Origin of the sequence: Paenibacillus sp. J23TS9 (genome assembly GCF_018403225.1) — a bacterium.
Classification (GTDB): Bacteria; Bacillota; Bacilli; order Paenibacillales; family Paenibacillaceae; genus Paenibacillus_AQ.
Genome location: NZ_BOSG01000001.1, coordinates 914,942 through 935,296 on the forward strand (window position 1 = coordinate 914,942; position 20,355 = coordinate 935,296).

Annotated in this window: 15 protein-coding genes; 12 read left to right on the forward strand and 3 right to left on the reverse strand. The window is 36.6% G+C overall.

Going from position 1 to position 20,355, the window contains the following annotated elements:
• Window positions 1-80 precede the first annotated feature (80 nt).
• Complete coding sequence (gene rpoN / locus KJS65_RS04575; RefSeq protein ID WP_213648765.1) at window positions 81-1,394, forward strand: RNA polymerase factor sigma-54; 1,314 nt, start codon at window positions 81-83, stop codon at window positions 1,392-1,394.
• A gap of 68 nt (window positions 1,395-1,462) precedes the next feature.
• Here the strand turns inward: rpoN and KJS65_RS04580 are convergent, their stop codons facing one another.
• Window positions 1,463-2,608 carry a lyase family protein gene (locus KJS65_RS04580; RefSeq protein WP_213648766.1) on the reverse strand — a complete coding sequence of 382 codons (1,146 nt, stop codon included), beginning with the start codon at window positions 2,606-2,608 and terminating at the stop codon, window positions 1,463-1,465.
• A 325-nt stretch (window positions 2,609-2,933) separates the two neighbouring features.
• On the opposite strand from KJS65_RS04580, the gene KJS65_RS04585 reads away from it, so the two are divergent.
• The 3 genes from KJS65_RS04585 to KJS65_RS04595 all read left to right on the forward strand — a co-directional run bounded on the left by KJS65_RS04585 (window position 2,934) and on the right by KJS65_RS04595 (window position 4,632).
• Complete coding sequence (locus KJS65_RS04585; protein WP_213650637.1) at window positions 2,934-3,155, forward strand: isochorismatase family protein; 222 nt, start codon at window positions 2,934-2,936, stop codon at window positions 3,153-3,155.
• Window positions 3,156-3,324: 169 nt separating this feature from the next.
• Window positions 3,325-4,107, forward strand: coding sequence for a copper amine oxidase N-terminal domain-containing protein (locus KJS65_RS04590; RefSeq protein WP_213648767.1), 783 nt, complete (start codon window positions 3,325-3,327; stop codon window positions 4,105-4,107).
• A 123-nt stretch (window positions 4,108-4,230) separates the two neighbouring features.
• Window positions 4,231-4,632: a CBS domain-containing protein gene (locus tag KJS65_RS04595; RefSeq protein WP_213648768.1), complete on the forward strand. Its 402-nt coding sequence runs from the start codon at window positions 4,231-4,233 to the stop codon at window positions 4,630-4,632.
• A gap of 526 nt (window positions 4,633-5,158) precedes the next feature.
• Here the strand turns inward: KJS65_RS04595 and KJS65_RS04600 are convergent.
• Window positions 5,159-6,007, reverse strand: coding sequence for a hypothetical protein (locus tag KJS65_RS04600; RefSeq protein WP_213648769.1), 849 nt, complete (start codon window positions 6,005-6,007; stop codon window positions 5,159-5,161).
• Window positions 6,008-6,158: 151 nt separating this feature from the next.
• Entirely contained in the window at window positions 6,159-7,004 is an 846-nt protein-coding gene (locus KJS65_RS04605; protein WP_213648770.1) for a hypothetical protein, read from the reverse strand.
• A gap of 283 nt (window positions 7,005-7,287) precedes the next feature.
• Here KJS65_RS04605 and KJS65_RS04610 point away from each other — a divergent pair, with 283 nt between their 5' ends.
• From KJS65_RS04610 to KJS65_RS04645, 8 genes are all read left to right on the forward strand, one after another.
• A complete protein-coding gene (locus tag KJS65_RS04610; protein WP_213648771.1) occupies window positions 7,288-7,689 on the forward strand; it encodes a PH domain-containing protein in 402 nt (133 codons plus the stop codon).
• 746 nt (window positions 7,690-8,435) lie between these two features.
• Complete coding sequence (locus KJS65_RS04615; protein WP_213648772.1) at window positions 8,436-9,032, forward strand: hypothetical protein; 597 nt, start codon at window positions 8,436-8,438, stop codon at window positions 9,030-9,032.
• A 261-nt stretch (window positions 9,033-9,293) separates the two neighbouring features.
• Complete coding sequence (locus tag KJS65_RS04620; RefSeq protein WP_213648773.1) at window positions 9,294-10,316, forward strand: recombinase family protein; 1,023 nt, start codon at window positions 9,294-9,296, stop codon at window positions 10,314-10,316.
• Window positions 10,313-10,879 carry a hypothetical protein gene (locus KJS65_RS04625; protein WP_213648774.1) on the forward strand — a complete coding sequence of 189 codons (567 nt, stop codon included), beginning with the start codon at window positions 10,313-10,315 and terminating at the stop codon, window positions 10,877-10,879. Before KJS65_RS04620 ends, KJS65_RS04625 begins: the two co-directional genes overlap by 4 nt.
• Window positions 10,880-11,242: 363 nt before the next feature.
• Complete coding sequence (locus KJS65_RS04630; protein ID WP_213648775.1) at window positions 11,243-12,340, forward strand: dsDNA nuclease domain-containing protein; 1,098 nt, start codon at window positions 11,243-11,245, stop codon at window positions 12,338-12,340.
• On the forward strand, window positions 12,337-14,061 hold the full coding sequence (locus KJS65_RS04635; protein WP_213648776.1) for a P-loop NTPase family protein: 1,725 nt from the start codon (window positions 12,337-12,339) through the stop codon (window positions 14,059-14,061). The genes KJS65_RS04630 and KJS65_RS04635 overlap by 4 nt, the downstream gene beginning before the upstream one ends.
• 656 nt (window positions 14,062-14,717) lie before the next feature.
• Window positions 14,718-17,564 carry a hypothetical protein gene (locus KJS65_RS04640; protein ID WP_213648777.1) on the forward strand — a complete coding sequence of 949 codons (2,847 nt, stop codon included), beginning with the start codon at window positions 14,718-14,720 and terminating at the stop codon, window positions 17,562-17,564.
• A complete protein-coding gene (locus KJS65_RS04645; protein WP_213648778.1) occupies window positions 17,557-20,265 on the forward strand; it encodes a hypothetical protein in 2,709 nt (902 codons plus the stop codon). The genes KJS65_RS04640 and KJS65_RS04645 overlap by 8 nt, the downstream gene beginning before the upstream one ends.
• Window positions 20,266-20,355: the final 90 nt, after the last annotated feature.

Sequence of the window (20,355 nt, forward strand, 5' to 3'; positions counted from 1 at the left end):
AATTTGGATATTTTTAAGTATAGTGAAGAGAGAATCGTACTTTTGCGAAGAGACAACCTGCGCGGAAGGGGAGAGTTTCGTTGTTAGGCTATCAATTGGTGCAAGATCAGCGCTTGAAACTGGCGATCACTCCTGAACTGAAACAATCCATTCATATTTTAACATTGTCGGGTTATGAGCTTGTTCCGTATTTGCAGGAACAGGCGACAGAGAATCCTGTCCTGGAACTTGAAGATCACAGTGATATCTATATCTATGGCAGAAAGACCAGAACCGGTGAAGAAAAGGACTTCATGCAAGATCCGTTCTGGAATGTGAACAAAGCACAAGAAACAATGGAGGCAAGGCTGAAGAGTCAACTGCGACTTCTCTCGCTCCCTCCGGAAGTGTATAGAACCGCTGCATACATGGCCGGTAATCTAAACGATGACGGATATCTGGACATTACCCTAACCGATATTCGGACAGAGCTGAATATTTCCGAGGCACTCCTGGAGCTTGCGCTTGAGAAGCTGCAATCGCTGGATCCGGCAGGCATAGCGGGAAGAAACTTGCGGGAATGCTTGCTGCTGCAGATCATCCGGGATCCGGATGCTGTTCCCTACGCATATGAGATCGTGGATGAATATTTGACGGAATTAGCTGATGGAAACTTGGGACGCATGGTTTCTGCTTTACGGATCTCAAGGGAACAGGTGATGGTCGCCTATAAATATATACGAAGCTTAAATCCTCGTCCCGGGCTTTCGATTGGCGCATTCGAACAACATTATATCGTTCCGGATGCCATTGTCGAATATCATGCCGATGGTTTTACAGTTTCGATGCAATCTTCAGGTATTCCCAAACTTTCCATCAGCAACGAGTGCAGAGAATGGGTTAAGCTGCGGCAATCGACAGAAGCTTCATCGTATTTGAACCATTGCGTGAAGTCGGCACAATGGATCATTCGATGCATTGAGATGCGGAAGCAGACCTTGATGAAGGTCGTGTACGCCATGATGGATGAGCAACGTGAGTTCTTGGCAAAAGGCGTCAAAGGCCTCCGTCCTATGACCTTGCATACGATATCCAGCAAGCTGGATATGCATGAATCAACGATCAGTCGGGCGGTTCACGACAAGTTCGTCCTTACGCCATATGGCGTGTTTCCGCTTAAGTACTTCTTCGCTGCCGGTCTTTCGACTTCGGGCGGAGGAGCAGCGTCTTCCCAGAAAGTGAAAGCGAGGATCAAAGAGCTCATCGATTCCGAGAATAAAACCCGTCCTTACTCCGATCAGAAGCTCGTTGATGTGCTTTTTTCGGAAGGGGTAAGGCTGTCGCGCAGAACGGTTACCAAATATCGTGAAGAATTAAAGATTCTTTCTTCTTCAAGCCGAAGACGCAAAATATAAATACAAGGGGCTGCCTCAGCATTCATTGCTGAGGCAGCCCCTTTAATATGACTGAATGTGTTTGGCGTTCACCGATGCATAAACGAAATAGAAAATTCATTTTGCAATGAATCCATTCCTTTGATGAGTAATTTCATGGATTCCAATAAATTATAGGCGATTATGGGCGGGACAGCATTCTGATCCGCCATCCCGGCTTCAGCGGCTAGGTTAATGCCATGGCCCAGTCCGATGACATGGAATACGATTTGGTTGAGAGCTTCAGATGTTTCAGTATTCACGCCGATGCTCAAATACGGTTCGTTCTGATCCGACGGGAACGAAGCGGCGGCCAGGCGAATATCGCTGCACATTTTCGATATATCTGCCGCACATTGGTTTATCACTGAGGAGAGTTCAACAAACGCATCTTTGCTGCCGGTTGTATCTTGCCGGCCTTTAATGGTGGTTATGTTAAGCTTGGTGATGACTTTTAAATACGCTGCGATGATGTCCGTGAACTCTGGGCTCGCGTTCGATTCGGAGTGGGTAAACGCTTCGCTCAGATCGACGGTCTGCAGCTGTGAGGCAGACATGACGAGATGTTTCATATCCCGCAGCAGGTTGCGAGCGGCATTGCCAAATTGACGGCCGAGCCAAGGAGAGGTTCCTACTTTCACAGACATACTCCCTTGTCTATAAAGCTCCTCCATTTTCTTCTCTTTGGCGAGAAGGCAGGTGATCAATTGATCGGTGGACTTAATCAAATTGTGAGTAAGCTGACAGGCAGCGATTTGGAGAGCAACCGTAATGATCCCATTTGATGATTGGGCTAGGTTTACATGTCCGTCCGGGTTAATTAAGGAATAATTCCCCTTATCCTCAAGCATAAACTCAAGAGCCCGATTCGCGATAACCTCGTTCATGTTGGTATTTAATGCATCGGAAGCTCCTCCCTGGACGAAATCCAATGTGAAATCCTCCAGATGCTTTCCATTCATAATTTCTTCCGCAGCTTTGATCATACAGTGACCGATGTGCTTCGGCAGCATGCCAAGCTCGAGATTAGCCTGAGCAGCAGCGCGCTTCACGCATGCCATCGCGATAATAAACTCGTCATGAACGGGCGTGCCTGCACTCGGGAATTTCTCGGCGGCGCGCACCGTTTGAATGCCGTAATAAGCATAGGAGGGGACCTCTCGTGTCCCTAAGTGATCATGTTCAATTCTGGTCATCTATTTTCCCTCCGAAAGTTTTATTCGTGTGAACGGTTTCAGCTTTGCATTGGGTAACACGTGTTTGTCTTCCGCTATATTAATAAGCAATTTTCATTCCACTTTCGGTTCATTTGGGGACTCCATCTGAAAAAATCATGACATCCTCAACCATTCGGGTATAATAGGCATGTTGCGATGAGATAAACTGGGATTTTGTAGCATGGAGGGATTTATGAACAGCAACCAGCTTTTTTTTCACATTCATTATTGCAATGGCAGGAAATTGAAGGAGCCATAGAGGTTTCCACGTGAATTCTCCGGAACACTTTCACATCATGAGCTCATTTTGGTTACAGGAGGCGCCGGCAGCATAACCATCGGTGTGGATACGACAGCAAGAGAAGCTTATCAACATGGATATCATCAAGTTTTTGCAGAAGATGCGATGGCCGCGAAAACCCAGGAAGAGCATAATTATGTGCGTACAACAATTTTTCCTAGGATCGGTAAGGTTCGGAAGAGTGAAGAAGTGGCAGAAATGTTGAAATTAATTGTTATAATTTGAGTAATGGATCGTTGCTCTATCTATTAGAATGGATCGTAAAAAGAACGCCATTACTGGCGTTCTTTTTTTGGAAGCTTATATTACAGGAATTGGAATTGTATATATTGGGTGAAATATATATAATTTTCTAGGCTACATCATTCAATATCACATCAGGAGAACAAACATCATGAAAAAAATCATTTCTTTACTCATCATTTTCTTATGTAGTGTTATCGGAGTAACTTCAACATCGGCAGCTGCCGATGCAAAGGAATCACCCATCATTATTGATAACGGTAAGATCTTAAATGGTAGAACAATCATTCCGATCAGAGTGGTTTCTACACATTTTGGATTCCAAGTGGATTGGAACCAAGAATCCAAGACGGTAAACATTGGTGATAAAGAATCAGATATTGCCTTGAAGCTGAATTCTAAACAGGCTGTGGTTAACGGCAAGGAAGTCATTTTAGATGCACCTGCTCAAATCGTTGATGGAGTTACATATGTGCCGTTAAAGTTTGTGGGAGATGCTTTCGGAGCGACTATCAGCTGGGACCAGACATTTAAGGCAGCTCATGTTAAATTAGCTGAAGCCGATCTTCTCATCTATACACAGATTAAACCGATTCCCAAATTGACGGCAGATCAGCTAAACATATTTTCACAGATCGCAAACAAGGCAGCTGTGATTACAGATATTCATCAGGCAAAAGTATATTTTAAGCCTTATCTTACGGCCCCATTACTAGGAAATATCATTTGGTATAAGGGACTGCCATTTAAAACCCAATTTGATTCAAAAAATCAAGGGGATATCACTTACAGTAACATGTATCATTCGGAGGCGACGATCTCACAGATCACGCATTTTACGACGCTTGTATGGCTTTCGCGTACGATGCAGTTTAAATATGAAGATCATAGTTGGAAAATAGACAAAATTGATTTTAAGTATGTCTATTTTTAAAAAGTACAGCAATAAGTTGGGGTGTTCGAACTCTTAGATTGGACATCAAGTTTTCTCTTTTTTCTGAGTATGCTAAACTTGATATAGCGAAATGCATCATTCGGTGGAAGGGAGTTCTGATCGATGGAAATATCCGATTTTCTGTTCCCGAAAGACAAAGTGGCTTACGTTCACTCAACTGCCAACATGCAGGAGGCCATGGAAATGTTAGAGAAAAGTCAGTATACGGCTATTCCTGTTATTGATGAGAAGGGGAAGTACGTGGGTACGCTTTCTGAAGGGGATCTATTATGGAAGTTGAAGAATACTTCCGGATTGAGTTTTGATAACCTGAGTATCGTCCAAGTTCATGAGATTAAACGCCGTATTAAAAATGAATGCGTTGCAATTCAAGCAAATCTGGAGGATATGCTAGAGTTAGCTGCCGATCAGAACTTTGTTCCCGTCGTAGACGACCAAATTTTCGTCGGAATCATCCGTCGTAAGGATATTATTGAGTACTACACGAGTAATATTACCGATTAGTGGTTAAGTCTGTTTTTTTTCAACATCGTCCTTCTAGCCTTTATAAAGGTGGTCGTGTATATGAAAAGAAATGCTTTTCTATGGACTATACTTGGCATAATGGTTGTCTTCATTTTAATATACTACTTTGCAGAAATATGATTTCTGGATTTGGCTAAGTTGGAAGAAAAACATTGAACGAATAAAACCCAGGTCCGAAGGACTTGGGTTTCTGTTTAATAGATGAAACACCAAGGAGGCAAACACAGAGTTCAGGCGTCGGATGGCTTTATTATTAGGTAGAACTTCATATGAGATTCAAACAATCTTAATGAGTTATATCTTGAATGGGGATTGGAAATCGGGGGTTAAACTATAAGACACTCATGGCTGATTCAATGGATGTGAGTGGTTTACGATTGATCTTCTATGTATTAATCAGCCATGAGGTACTGCTTAATTTACTTTTTACTTTCCGTCATAGCCTACGCCATGATTTAGAGGTTGGATTCCTGGTGAAGTGGTAGGTGCTGAAACTACACCTGCACTAACGATCCCTAGTAACAACAGTGTCGAGAGTAATACATTCTTCATTTTTCATCACTCCTAATAAGTAGTCTTGTAAAACGTTGTAGTACTTTTCGAGATGTTCCGGCAAAGCGCGCGGTCTGCATATCTCAAAAAGTGCAGTTGATTTTTTAAACTGCTTGTCATCTCCAATTTTATCAGAAAAAATCAATGCTTGTATAGTGGAATTTAAGGCAAGTTCAAAATGACTTCTTTTATAATAATAAATGGATAGTAGATGGAGAATAGAAAGATAATAAGTACAGTCTGTTGAACTCAATTCTTCATATCGAATACTCGTTACATAATCCGACAGAGATTCAATGATCTTATCTACATCAATATTATTCGTATTCGCACATTCTAAAATAGTAATTAAGCCTGGCAGCGTTTCAGAAGGGTATTTCTGAATAAATGCAGCATATTCCTCTAAAATATTTGTTTTTCCCGATAAAATATCGATCGTATATAAATTAGCTATCGCAAAAAATTTAAAGTCGTCGACGATTTTCTTATTACTTTCGCTTCCGTCGGAGAATAGATGGAGATGTTTATAATTCTCAATGCACATTTTAGCTTCTCTATAATGCTTTTTCTTCTGGTAAGCCACACCTTTCATGAGATTACCGTAGCCTATATAATAAACCAAAGGTTTTTCCATAAAAGGAATGGGTATTTCTGCATTTTCCTTGAAAGGACTATACACTTTATCCAGTAGTTTGTCTGCCAAAACGATGAGGTTATCCCAATTTTCAAGAGAATGAGCCATACGAAGCGTCGCTACTAAAAAATCTACGCTGTTTTTAATCTGTGTTAACTCCGTTTCCAAATGTTTCTCCTCCCTTAATCTTTCATATCATGAGTCTATATGTTAATTAAAGGTAGGTCAATTAGTAGGAGGATAATTTAAGGGTTCGTTGTTTTTACTCGGAGCATCCCGAAAGTTACCAGTGCTTTACATGGTAATCATCAAGCCATCACTAAGAATTCTTAACGATAAGACTGTCTAGAGAAAAACCTTCTTCATCACGAATCACTCCGAACAGATAGTTCTTTAAGATTGAGTTATAGCGCTCCAGTTGTTGTGATGAGGCATGTGATCTAAATTCTTCATGGAGAGCAACTGCCTTCTTAAAATGTTGATCATCATTCGTTTTATCGGAGGATTCCAAATATTTCAAGTTATACTCTATAGCATCTTGATATCTTTTATTTTTGAAGTTATAAATGGCTAATAAGTAAAAAATTGTGAAATAGTATGATCTTTTATCAGAATTTATCTCATCATCAACATAATGAAGGACGAACTCTAGTAATGGAACTATTTCTTCATCAACCTCAATGTTATGGGCAATCGCATGCTCTAAAATGGTAATAAAACCTGGCAATATTTCGCTTGGATATCGTTGGATAAACTGAGCATAATCATCCAAATTCCTGTTGTCGCCAGATAAAATGCGGATTGAAAAACGATTGGCTTCAGCAAAGAATTTGAAACTGTCAACGATGCTGTTGCTCTTTTCGCTGCCATCTGAAAACAAGCTAAGGTCTTTGTAGATCTCGATACATAATAAAGCTTCTTTGTATAACTTTTTCTTTTGTAAAGACAATCCCTTCATCAGACTGCTAAAACCTAAGTAATAAACCAATGGTTTTTGCAGATAAGGCTTTCCGCGCGGGTCATCGTTATACATATTGAGAGCCAAGTCGTATAGAACATCCGATAGTCTGATTAGATTGTCCCAATTCTTAAACGAATGAGCCATGCGGAGCAGCGTTGTAAGCGTGTCTGGACTCGTATCGATGGAATCGGCAGTTTCTTTCATATGTAATAACCTCCTTAATATTCCACTAGCTGAGTATATATGTAAATGTAATAGTGGTCAATTAATCTGAAGGACCAGTGAAGGAAAGCAGTGATTTGGCATATACATAACAAATAAAACCAAATTGCCAGTGAGAATTGCATCTCAAAAAGTATTGTTACTTTCTTCAGAGATCATGAAGTGTTACAATTTCGACAGTCTGGATCATATAGGATCTGAAACATGACTGAATCATTCACGTATATACTAAATAATCATTTGTACCATATGGGGGGAAGCATCAGTGTCAAATCAAGGATCTACAACGCGAGGGGCTTTAATTTGGTCAGGAAGAAAATGTACAATTTTTGGCTTGCCACTTTCATTTACGAAGTACTTTGTATACGAAAAAAGATTGGTAACGAGACGGGGATTCTTTTCAATAGTAGAGGATGAGTTGGATTTTTATAAAGTACTTGATAAGAGTATTGTTTTACCATTTTGGCAGCGTGTATTTGGATGTGGTTCGATTCATTTAAATGTTGCCGATGTCGATACACCTATAAAAATACTCGAGTCGGTAAAGAAACCACGTGAAGTATATGAACATATTGATAGTATTGTTACGAGTCTTGCAGGTAATAATCCAATGCGCACAGCAGCCAGTATTCTAGGGTCTGTAAATCAAGGTGAATTTTTTAATTAGGTCATTCAAAATGATTCCCCTATGTTCAAAGCGAATAGCCACAATGATTAAAGCCATTCAGTATGTTTAGGCTGCAAGGAAGATCGATCAAGTAAACCAGCAGTCATCCAATAAACAAGAAGAAGCCTCCAAAACCATTAAGTGAAATGGATTTGGAGGCTTTATGTTCTAATGAATAAAGCCCAGGAAAAACCCTGGAGTAGTAAATCATTGACGATTGCGTTTGTATGACAGGACAAACAGGAGGCCGCCAAATACCACGTAGAGAAGAATGCTGATAAGTTCTACCTTTTTAATGAAGAGTGGACAAGAACGAATTAGACGTTGTGCACCGCTAGATTTAGCACTCAGTGAACGAGCAAAGATTAAATTCTACAAATACCATATGTGGGATTTGGATAGCGAGCCAAAACCACATTTACTGAGTTTGTGTCCAGAACAAGTCATCCAATTTGAAGTAACCGCCGAGTCATTTATGCCGGAGCAAATTGTAACCTGGACAAGGAAGAACCCTTGGACATTTGTTAGGGATTGGGGAGACCTGTCGTAGAGTATTCATTATAACTTTCATTTAAATCAAGCTTTATGAGCCTGTAGTGTAGAAATTCACTATGGGCTTGTTTTACCTTTTAAATGAAGATACATAGCAAAATAATTACTATATTAAGTGGAAGAAACGCTGTACGAGAGTCAAGCATGTTGATAAGATCGGCTCAAAAAAATACCAATTTATAGGAGTTAACACGATGATAAATAAGAATAGGGTTTCAGGTAGAAACAGCCGTGGAAGTTCTCAGGTTAGACTGGAAGGTGAACAAACGATGCCAGAACAGCTTCAAAGTGAAAATGAGTCGACAAGTATTAAGCATCCGGCAGAAGAAATTCAAGTTCATGAAGAGACAGGGCAAGAACAAGCCCAACAGGAAGAGCAAGTATTGGTTAAGGAAGAATCAACCCCAGCTGAGTTAGTCAATGAGAACTCAGAGGAAAAACCAATTATTCAAGAAGTACAGGAGATCGTGCTTGAACAAGGGGATGGCGAACAGCAGCAAGAAGTTGCGGCACAGCCGGAAGCGATATTAAATGAAGCAAATTTACAAGAGTTACAACAAGAACTGAATGAGGGCAATGAAGAGATGCCATTCGTCATTGAAGATATCGTAAAGCCGGGGAAATTCGGAGTAACCAACAGCCAAATGATCCCAGCAATTAAGCAAGTGATTGCGGATGGGTCAGTCGAAAAGCTGAGGATGCTTCGCTCCATGTACCTGTATTCATTTGAAAATACACTAAGGTATCTGAAGAAGTCGGAACGGGAATTCATTCAAAATAACCTGAAATAGAACAAGCCGGAGCGTGGAATGGTCATGCGCTCCGGCTTGTTTTTATTTTGTTAAGTTTTCTGCTTGTCTTGCGTAGAATGATGCACTTTGGGGAGAGGTATGTCTATCTCGGCCTTGACTCGGGCAGTTTGGCTCAACATCTCACCCACATGCTCATGAAACTGCCGCAACGCTTTGCCAGAGGGCCGATTAACTTCTTTGATTACATATTCACATTTCTTCATAAATTACGCCTCTAAAATTTTACAGTTGTCATATTTGATGATGTGTCATCAAAAATACTCAACATTCTATTTGGAAGGCGGCAAAAATTTCAGGCTTGGAGTAGAAACTATTATGGAAAGCAAAACAATTAAGCACGTAGCTGTCTATTTAAGAAAATCTCGTGATGATGGTGAATTTGAAGACGTTCTCTCGAAGCATAGGGATACCCTTCTGGCCTTCTTCGAGAATCGAAATTGGACCTATAGGCTATTTGAAGAAGTGGTCTCTGGTGAAAAGATAGAGTCCCGGAAGGAAATGCTGAAGTTGTTACTTCGGCATGTTGAAGACCAACTCTATGATGGAGTAGTGGTCATGGATATTGACCGTTTAGGGCGTGGAGAAAATAAGGATTGGGCACTCATAAAAGATACGTTTTTGAACTCCGAGACGGTAATCATTACACCGAACAAGATATATGATCTGGAAATAGACAATGATGATGTATCCTTTGATTTCATGTCCATTTTTGCCCGAATAGAGTACAAAACGATTAAGCGAAGAATGAAGCAGGGCAAAGAGGCTGGGGCGAAGAAAGGCATGTGGACAAACGGAAAGCCACCATTTCCATACTATTATGATAAGAACACAAGGTCGGTACTGGTGGATGAAACGAAGCGTCCGATTTACCGAGCGATTGTAGAGAAATATCTTAATGGAACAAACTTGGGACATATCGCCATTTGGTTGACGGATAACAAGATACCCACGCCATACAACATTAAGCCGGATGGAAAGAACAAGGGCTGGTCAAATATTACGGTTCAAAGATTGCTGGCAAGCGAAATCCATTTGGGTTACATCACTTATGGTAAAACCCGTTCCAAGCGTGGTCAGGTGGAGCTTGTACCCGAAGAAGAGCGGATTAAAGTCATGGGAACACATGAAAAGCTGAAAACACCGGAAGAACATGAAGCGATTATAGAGCGGCTGCTTAAGAACAGAATGCTGAACCCGAATTCTAGGAGGAGTATTTTTCCGTTGTCAGCTTGTTGTATTGTGAGAAGTGCGGTTCACGGATGAGATTCCGAGTGGGGGAGAACAAGAAGCAGGGGCAGCACTGGAATGCACTGTGCTATCACCAGTATAAAGATGGCAGCAAATGTGAGCAGCGTGGCAAGGTAATGGATGCCGATTTTTTCAATGCTCTGTATGATCGGATTATTCATGTAGACCCGGATATATTACGAGAAATTGAACTGCATGGAAGTAGGTACAATGATACACAGGTCATTATCGAGGTCAAAGAGCAGGAATTGAAAAAGCTGAAGCGGGCATTGGACAAGTTGCATGAATCGTATGAAGAGGACATGATAACGAAACATGTGTTTTTGGAACGTAAAGCTATCCGGTCTAAGCAGATACAGAAACTGGAGGAAGAGTTAAAGGATTTGCGGAAGGTTGTAGTAGATGAAGGGAATTATCCGACTGTTGATCAGATATATGAACGGATAGGGGAGTTTAGGGAGTTGTGGAGTGTTGCGGTGACGAGTGAAGAGAAGAATCGAGCGTTGAAGAAACTGGTGGAGCGGATTATTTATGATCTGGAAGGGAACCGGGTGGAGTTGACGGTTTGTTATAAATGAAGATTAATACATTTTACACAAACATATGTTCTGAATGTATGCTAAAATTATTACATATTGAGCTAATGGTAAGAAAATCTATGAATGGAGGTATTGGTATGGTCGACACCATTACAAAAAGTAATTATTATTTGATTGGTTTGCTTGTAGATGATGCAACTACTGATCAGCTTCTCAGAATTGCAACCTTATCCTAGAACATGGAAGCGGTAGTTTGCGAGAGCCACTAAAGAAGAAGAATGTATAAAATAGAAGGGATTTGAATATATTTGTCGAAATATTCCTAGTACTATAACCCCTTGTGTGTCGGAGGAAATGGATTAATGCAAATTTGTAAAAATAATTTGTGTAGAGGAATAGACAATGAATAATCAAAGCAAAGCTGCTGTAAATGCTGGTGTTCATGGTTCGACGGGCACTGAATTTCAAAAACATTGTGCATTATACTTTTTGTTCGAAAAGTATAATGATTTAAAAGATAGAAAGTACTTTATTTGTATAGAACATCATGATGATTTTTTGTTTTGTTATCAAAATAGTGATGAGCTTATTTCTTCTATTGACTCTTATCAAGCAAAGAAGTCTTCTGAAAAGTGGGAAATGAGTGGCTTATATGAATTACTTAGAAAAATGACTGGAGTAGGCTTATCACTGAATGCAGATAGTATGCCTAAAGTAAATAACTATACACATAACTTAGAGTTCATAACTAACAACTCTATACAATTAAGTAATGGTCTTAGAGGAAAAGGTAAGAATAAAAGTATAACTATTAACGAGAGTAATAGTAGGTTGAAATTTACTGATCTAGATACTGAGATTACAAATAAAATTGAAGCAGAATTAACAAAATTGTTAGGTAAGGATTTAGAAGGTTTAAAGGAATTAAATAATGTTTCATTAGCCTATATTGATTTTCCAAAGAAAAGCGCTGGGCAAAAGGATTCTCTAGTTGGACTGCTCAGTAGAATATTTGGAGAAAAGGTCAGTGATCATAGAGCTGCTGTAGATGCTCTGCTGCTTCTATTTAGAGATGTAGAAAACACTTTAAACCAAGGCAATGTTGTGAAGTTAATGGATGAATCAAAACGTGTTAGTTCTGCAAGTATTAATGATGCTATTGATATAATTACTACAAAAACGATGGCATTTGATTTGTGGCGAAATGAGGAAAAAGAAGTCTGTAGAAATCTGGAAATTTCCATTCCAGATAAGAGTGAGTTTAAGCTGAATTTTATTAATAGCTTTGATAGATTTAAAGATTATCGACAAGTTGAACATAAAAAAATACTCTCCTTTGTTAAGGAGAATAGTAATATAATGTATCGCTTTACTGTAGAGACTGATTGTATTTTAGAATTATATCAAATGTTTCGAAAGAACATAAGTTCTCAATTGTCAGAGCTAAGTATAAAAGCAGCTATTTATGCTGCATATATAGAAGTAAGGGGACAATTATGAAAACAAAATTATTAATAAACAAACTATTTGCATATTCTGAGAGTAAAAACAAATATTTTTACACAGAGTTTGATCAAGGTATAAACATAATTTATGGAAAAAATACATCAGGAAAAAGCACAATTTTTCAAATGCTTTTATACACACTGGGTATAAATGACAATAACGACTACTTGAAAGAAATAATTGAAGAAGGTGCTTTTTTAAGAGTAGACTTTCAAGTAATTAACAATCGAGAAAGTGAAAAAATTACATTTGTTAGAGATGATGAAACCATATTTATTAAAAGGGTCGATAAACCTATTATGAGGTTTAATGGTATTAGAGCGAATCAGTCTGCTGAACATATTAAACTTAAAGGATTCCTTCATGAATTATTTAATTTCACACTTAAACTAGAGAATAAGGAGGGGTACAAAGCTGCTCCAATCGAAGCAATGTTTTTGCCTTATTATATACCTCAGTCAGTAGGGTGGGTATACCTTAGAAAATCTTTTAGCAGCTTTGAGTATTATAAAAATCTTAAAGAAGATTATCTTGACTATTATTTAGGAATTGAATCACTTGTTGATAGGGATAAGAAGCAGGAATTGGAAAGGAAATTAAAAAGTAAAGAAGATGAAATTAAATTTTATTTAAATTTAGAAAATAGTAATGACGAGTTCCAAATTACAAAACTAGTTGATGAAGAATTTGTTGAAGAGTCATTAGAATATATCAAGTTGCACAGTGATAATCAGGTGCTTCTAAATGAAAATGAAGAAGAATATATTTCTAAATGCAATGAACAGAGCTACTATAAAGAACGATTGTCTTTACTTCGAAAAGTGTCAAGACATCACAAGAAACAAAACCCTTTAGAGGGAGCATGTCCTGCTTGTGATCGGGAACTTTCATTTAGTATTACTTCATCATATAAGTATTTTCAAGAAGAGAATGACACTGAGGCAGAAATGGTAAAATGTAAAGCAATGATAAAGAAGCTGCAAGGGGAAATTAATTCTCTGGGAAAACTTATAAATGTTCGTAAAGAAAATAACTTAAAAACATATGGAATATTAAAAAGGTATTTTAATCATAATATTTCTTTTGATAGTTGGTTGAATAATAAAGTGAATATACAGTTAATTCATGACATTAAATATAAACTTGGGGTATTAAGTACTGAAAAAATTACTATTGAGAATAGCCTCAAAGGTTTTAAAACAGAAGAAGAAGTCCAAAAATCTAGAATATCTAAAAGTAAAGAATTTGAGCGTATATTCCTAGGGTATATTGATGATTTAGGTGTAAAGACCTTAAAGGAAGATAGATATATATCATTATATAATATTTCAGCATTTCCTTCTCAAGGGGTTGAACTTCATAAAACAGTACTTGCATATAATTTTGCTTTAAATAAATTAATAGAAAAGACTGATGGTATACATCGTTTTCCCTTTATGCTCGATGCAATTTTTAAGGAAGATATAGAGCAATCAAATAAAAATGCTATCATTGAGTTTATTGGGAAAAATAAACCTAACGATACTCAATTAATATTGTCAATTGCAGAAACTAAAGAAAATGAAAAAAGCATACATGAATATAATAAAAAGTATTTTAATGGAAGAGCTAAATTGATTTGTATAGGAGAAGGAGTTAGAGAACGCGCTTTTTTAACTCAATATGATGGTAGCATGGAAAATTATTTAGATGAAACTCTGAATATTATTAATTGATAAGAGTAATTAATTTTATAACGCAAGTATCATTTAATGGAACGACAGAGATGTCGTTCTTCTTTGTTTGCACAGTAATTGAACGGACCTTGATTAAATATCATAACATTCAGGGTTCGAAGTAACATTATGTGATTTTTTAGTGAAAAGAAGCTTCCAATGAACAATAGGTTCATTGATAAGATTGAAGTTCAGGCGGATGGTTCGGTAAATAATCATTACAAGTGTGCCGCCACCGCTCTTCCTACGGCTTAAATTACTGTGACTGACACTCTAATTTATTGGAGGTCGTAGTAGGAATACAACGAATAAAAATCCTTTTATTTTCAACACTTTGCTGGCTTGAGGACCTTCACGAAGGATGGCGCTGATTTTAAAAACAAGGAGCTGAAGGAAACAATTGAGATTTCGGTCGTTCTGGATCTTGGTTTTGACGTGGAGTGTGTAGACATGTCAGGGGTTAGTAAATAGTAAACTGAAATAGTTAGATCATAATTTCAAGAGGGCGTCCTTAGGGCGTTCTTTTTCGTATTAATATTTCTTAGTAATATCCTTTTGAAACTAAGAATCACTTGTCGTATTATGTAAAAAAACGGATATGTATCCCAAAGATATGGTACCATGGACTTATAAAATACAGACAAATAAGGAGTGTTATGATGAGTGCTCAAAATAGTGATGAAATAATGAGAGAGGATTCAAATACTAAAGTTTTCATTGGTGCACGTGATTTAAAAAAAGAAGTTTACAATATCTTACCTACTTTTGATTTGCTTCTAAAGCAGATTGAACAAATTCGTGAACAAGGACAACAAGAAAGAGGCATTTCAAATAAAGACTATAGAAAAGATGTAAACAATACAATTGGTATATTCGGACCAAGAGGAACAGGAAAAACATCTGTTTTATATACATTAATTAATAAATTGAAGCCTGTAACAAATAATATTTTAAAAGAAAAATATGAACACAACATGATTTTGGGGATTATCGAACCGGATCATTTGGGAGACAATACCAAGATAATGGGTTCAATTGTTGGTATGCTTAAAAAAATGGTTGATCAACAGATAATACAGATATCTAAGCCCAACAGACAAATTACAAAAGAGCTTAATGAATATTTTAATAAGGGCTTGTTTCGTTCAAATAACCCTTTGCAAAGTAAAATGAATGATTTAGTAGAGTATCACATGTATACAGAGAATGAGTATAGGCAACTATTGATACATACATATGACGATTTAGCAACTCATATTAAAAAATCAGCCCGGCTGTTAACACCAGATGTTGAATTTAGAGAGAAACTTCATGAACTTATTACATGTCTTATTGATAATCAAAGATTGTTGCTGAAAATTAGTTTACAAGAAGGAGAAAAATCAATAGAAGAGCCTCTAATTTTTTTGTTTATTGATGATATTGATCTAAAGATGATACGTAGCCGCGAGTTAATTGAAGCCATACTACAGTATGCAAATCACCCCAATGTGGTGACTATTTTATCAGGTGATTACGAGATACTGCGAGATGCTATAGCTTTAGCGTTAATTCAGGATGAAAAATTAATGTATAGCAATATTAGTGCTCATTTTAAGCCTAATGATGAGGAATCTATCAAAGAACGTAAGCAGATACTATCTCATGAGTATGTTAAGAAGATTATTCCGCCTGCTAGAAGGCATCAATTACTGCAATGGAATGAGAACACTATTCCAAGGTTTTCTTTTGGACAAGTTAGGTTTCTTGATCAATTATATGAACTTTTTGGGGATAAAGAATTATTTGGTTACAAAGATAACAAAGAAAATAAAATTCAACCAATAACCAAAAGCTATTGCATCTTTGATAGAACGCCGCGGGGAATTGTCAATGTGTATTATCATGTTTATGAAGTTAACAAGCATTTTAAGGAATGGTGGATTAAAGGGAAGAATCTGAACAATGAAGAGAGAAAAGAACGTTTTGTTACAGTTAAATCAATAGTTGATACAATAATTCTCTCTTCAACTAGACTAGCATCTGTTCAACGACATATACTAGAAAAATTCATTCAGTGGGGACATGATGAAAGTAGTACTTACTTAGATTATTCTGAACTTGAAGCGATTACGTCTCTTGAGAGTGAACGAAATCGTGTAAAACAAGAGGGGAGTCTTTTGTTGCTACTAATTATTCTTGGTGAAGTTATTCACAGTTTATTAGAAAATATAAGGTTCGATAGAAATGAATGCTCGTCATTACAAGTGGAAGTACTTAAAAATATCCTTCAACTAGGTGGTAAGGATGTTAAATTGAATCAGCATGGACAAATTATTAATGGGCTTCTTCCTGCCATAAGTTTTCAACACGGATTATTTTTATCACAACTTTTATTAGAGAACAAAAGCTGGCTAGTCCAAGGAGACTCAGGAGAAAAAGAGCATACAACTTTATCAGAAGATAGAAAAGTTAGATGGATTCTTTCACAAATAAATGAACTGATTGAGGATAGGGACGTTGAACTGCTAACACGGTTATACTATGATCAGTATATTTATTCTAAGAATAAAGCTTCTAATAAACCAAGTTATTATCAGATTTTGGAATATTTAACCCAGCATAGTGCTAGTAGAGGGGCTTTTATCTATTATAAGTCACTATACGAATACCCATTTGGCTATAAGTTGTGGAGTAGAACTTCAACACTGTTTAAAGGTTTCCATGATTTCGATAACCTTATGGTTAATTTAATAATTTTGCTTCATGAACAAAGCAGCATAATACCTGAAAAATTCCTAAGTTCTAAAGAAGATAATGTGAAATCAATTGTTGGTGAAAATGCCAAATCAAAAAATCAAGCAGCAACAAGATTAAAAAATGCTTTGACTAGTTTAAAAACCAAGCAACAGGGAGATAAGGAATTTAAACTTACAGCTACACAGATAAATAGAATTAACAAATTTATTGAACAGTTTTATGATGCATTATTTGAGAAAATTATTAATTATAATCAAGATGAACGTGTTTTTGTTTTATGGAAGGATTTTAATGAAGTTTTTAGTGCTATTAATGAATTTCTTAATGGACACTCTGGAGTTTCAGATACAAAGTATAAAAATTTACAAAATAGAGTAAGAGGAATGAATATAAATACTGATAAAACCCTGTTATCTTCAAAATTTAGTGATCTTATATTTTTTGTTGAAAAATTGGCGTCAAATTATGCCGTTTGGTATGGAAGAAGTGAAGCAGTTGCTTTGCTTAGAGTACTTGACGAACAGGCTTATCTTGCGCCCGATATTTTTGATACAGATGAAATATGGGTTTTGCAACACTTAGATTTCTACTTAACTCAAGTTAACGACGTGGTTAATATAGATCCCTCTTATGAAAAAATAAAAGAAGACATGAGAAATAAACTAGATAAAGGATTTAAGGCTGCTATGGAGTTAGTTGTCACTGATTTAAGTTCCATAGGAATAGAATTAGAAGAAGACGAGGACATTGATGATAATGTTTAGAAAAATACAACTCATGCTTAACGTAGCCTTTTTTCCAATTAAAGATTTATTGTATTTTCAAAGTGAAGAACTAGTGAATATTGCTCTTTGTATACATCAGCCTACTAAAAAAAATGGAAAGCAAGTTAAGGAGTTTTTAGATAAATTATGCATATGTCTAGTTTCTGAAAATATGGCTTCTAGTATAGATGAAATAAATCTTATGTTAGAAAAGTTTCACCCATATTTGTTTCAAAAGCATTTTTCACCAGAAATATCTTCTTATGAGGAAATGGAGATTTGTTTATATAATCATTATTTTCACTTAATTCAACAATTTACTCGTGCACTTCTTTCACATCGAGATGGTGAGATGGTTTTTAAGTATTGGAAACATGAACTAGGAGTTAATGATGAGCAACTAGCAGATGTATGGGGTGCGTACACGGAGTTAGATAAAGTTCATATGTTTAGTATATTAAGCCGATTGCTTCCGATAGATTTATTCGTAGCTAGTTACTATTCAAATAACGGATTGCATGAACCTCTTCAATTAGATGGGTTCTATCAACATATTAATCTGGCTGATGCACCGCTACATGATGCGCTTAGAAATGGTGTTTCTGAAAATCATATGCATGCTAGTGCAGCTTTTACCTTCACAATGTTGTGGCAAAATTGTATGAATTTTAGTGGGGATTTTTCCAATACCGCCATCGGTAAATATTTGATTAATTTTAATGTCTCCTATAGTAATAAATCGAAACAGGTTAAGGAGTATGTCTTGACTGCTCAATTACTACGTTTGGTTTTAGCACACTATATGACATCCGATACTGAAATGTCTGTAACTAGATGGATTCGAATTCATGTAGGTAGTCAGGTACAAAGCATTGCACATCTTATTTTTAATAATAGTGCTCTAGCTTCGGTAGAAGAACTAAAAGAGGCAATTGAATATATTAGGAAAGAATATGACATTAGTGGGCATGAGGAAGGTACTGATTGGATCATTGCAGTGTTTAAAGACTATACTCCTATTAACACTTACGGGGAGAATGTATTTTTACATCAAATTATGAAGTATAGAACAAAACTAGAGAAAAGGGGAGAAAAGGAAGAACTTAATGAATTTCTTTATCTATTCTTTCGTTATCTAAGAATCAAGAATGAGTTTTATCAGCAGGTTAATCAATCCAATGCTGTAAATGGACTTGATTATTTTCGTAGCTACTTTGATAGAGCTACTTCTGGATTTGATAAAAGAGAGACACATTATTTCTTGGATATGCTAAGGAATTTATTTCAAAATCAATATTTACGCAAGGTTGAGCTAAGACTATCAATAGCAAATCGCGAGTCAACTAATCGACAAAATATTAAAAAGTTACTCCAAGCCTACAAGCAAATACTTGTCGAGGATTATCATATAGATCACAACATAGAAACGATTTTTCCGCGTATTGGGATTGTATATCATTTAATAAAGCAAAAAGATGATATTTACAAAGATTGGAAGGAATATATCGGTGATAGAAGTCAAATAAGTTCACTTCATTATGGGCGTCTTCAGCAGGAATATTTGAACAAAATAGATATGATTTTATGTTTAAGAGAACGTATTCCTTACTTATCTAATTTTATTGTTGGCCTTGATGCAGCCAGTTTAGAGAATAGTACTCCGGTTCAGGTATTTGCTCCAGTATTTGAGAGAGCGCGCAATAGCGACAACGATCAAATGCTTTTATTAGACCGTGATGGTTATAAGATAAAGCAGCAAAGTTTATTTTTCACCTTCCATGCAGGTGAGGATTACCGTCATTTAAATTCGGGAATTCGTCGTATAGATGAGGTTATTGATTATTGTAAGTTTCATTCTGGTGATCGCATTGGACATGGAATTTCACTTGGAATATCAGTAGACAGATGGATTCAAGATAATGAACAGGTAATTCTTCCACGAGGCGAATATTTGGATAACCTTCTTTGGATTTGGGGGGTATATACTAGATCATCTGATATTAATTTTCGAACTTATTCGTACTTACAGCACAAAATTTATGAAGTAGCTAAAATTATTATAGATGATGCTTTTAACTTTAATATAACTATTGAAATGCTTTATGAAGTCTACCAACTTAGATTCAAACCGATTGAGGAAATAATAGACGCAAATTCAATATATACCACATTTAAGCCAATTAAAAAGGCAATTCAAAATGTAATTCGTATTTATCATGACAAGGTATATCTGGAGCGTTTGATGGCTCCGATTTTTGTGCGAACTACTGAGATTGAGAAGGAGATGACCATGGATATGCAGCGTTTCGTAAGAAATAAAGTTGCACAGCATGGTATTGTTATTGAAGTCAATCCTTCCTCGAATTTTGTTATAGGACAGTTAAATTCCCTCTATGAGAATCAATTTTTTCAAATTCATAAGAATGGTGACAATAATGTTCCTAGTACCATGATGAGTATAAATACTGATGATCCTATTGTTTTTAACACAAATATAAGTAATGAAATTGCTTATATGTATTATGGAATGTTACAGAAGGGCGTTAATAAAAGCGAAGCATTAAATTGGATCGAATATGTCAGGAAATCTGGTATGGATACATCTTTTCTTCGCGATAATGTAAGTAATTATGATTATTTAAAGCAACTTGACTGTTTACTTGATGCTCTGGATGATCCTTATTATTGTGAGGAAGGATAAGATGTGGCTTACTATTGGATTATAGATGTAACTAGGTTCTATATAAATTCAAAATATTAAATTTTCAAGAGAGCGTCCTACGCTGGATGC

What these genes read in the sequence shown, in the direction of transcription:
- KJS65_RS04580 (WP_213648766.1), bottom strand. Translation starts at nt 2,608, where the DNA reads ATGACCAGAATTGAACATGATCACTTAGGGACACGAGAGGTCCCCTCC.
- KJS65_RS04590 (WP_213648767.1), top strand. Translation starts at nt 3,325, where the DNA reads ATGAAAAAAATCATTTCTTTACTCATCATTTTCTTATGTAGTGTTATC.
- KJS65_RS04595 (WP_213648768.1), top strand. Translation starts at nt 4,231, where the DNA reads ATGGAAATATCCGATTTTCTGTTCCCGAAAGACAAAGTGGCTTACGTT.
- KJS65_RS04605 (WP_213648770.1), bottom strand. Translation starts at nt 7,004, where the DNA reads ATGAAAGAAACTGCCGATTCCATCGATACGAGTCCAGACACGCTTACA.
- KJS65_RS04615 (WP_213648772.1), top strand. Translation starts at nt 8,436, where the DNA reads ATGATAAATAAGAATAGGGTTTCAGGTAGAAACAGCCGTGGAAGTTCT.
- KJS65_RS04620 (WP_213648773.1), top strand. Translation starts at nt 9,294, where the DNA reads ATGATGTGTCATCAAAAATACTCAACATTCTATTTGGAAGGCGGCAAA.
- KJS65_RS04625 (WP_213648774.1), top strand. Translation starts at nt 10,313, where the DNA reads ATGAGATTCCGAGTGGGGGAGAACAAGAAGCAGGGGCAGCACTGGAAT.
- KJS65_RS04630 (WP_213648775.1), top strand. Translation starts at nt 11,243, where the DNA reads ATGAATAATCAAAGCAAAGCTGCTGTAAATGCTGGTGTTCATGGTTCG.
- KJS65_RS04635 (WP_213648776.1), top strand. Translation starts at nt 12,337, where the DNA reads ATGAAAACAAAATTATTAATAAACAAACTATTTGCATATTCTGAGAGT.
- KJS65_RS04640 (WP_213648777.1), top strand. Translation starts at nt 14,718, where the DNA reads ATGATGAGTGCTCAAAATAGTGATGAAATAATGAGAGAGGATTCAAAT.
- KJS65_RS04645 (WP_213648778.1), top strand. Translation starts at nt 17,557, where the DNA reads ATGTTTAGAAAAATACAACTCATGCTTAACGTAGCCTTTTTTCCAATT.